The following is a 251-nucleotide window of genomic DNA, read 5'->3' on the forward strand; positions in this document are numbered from 1 at the left end:
GGCGATGTCGTGCTGCTGCCTCACGGGTCGGCGCACGTGCTGCACGACGGCAGCGGACATGCACCCGGGCCTACATGCGAACGCCGTGATTCCGCCGGATTGACGTTCAGCGAGAACGACGGCCAGGGCGAGCGCCTGGACATGCTATGCGGGCGATTTCTCATCGGACCGCCTCATGATCGGCTGATTCGCAATTACCTGCCTACGAATGTAGTAGTCCGGACTATGAAAGGTCGGGGTGAAAAGGATGC

At 61.4% G+C, this 251-nt stretch carries 1 protein-coding gene; it reads left to right on the top strand.

The genetic code is table 11. From position 1 onward, the window contains the following. Nucleotides 1–251: cupin domain-containing protein (locus SB786_RS37050; protein WP_410731689.1), on the top strand; the 251-nt coding region annotated here is incomplete at both ends.

It is taken from the genome of Burkholderia sp. SIMBA_062 (assembly GCF_046534765.1).
Lineage (GTDB): Bacteria > Pseudomonadota > Gammaproteobacteria > Burkholderiales > Burkholderiaceae > Burkholderia > Burkholderia ambifaria.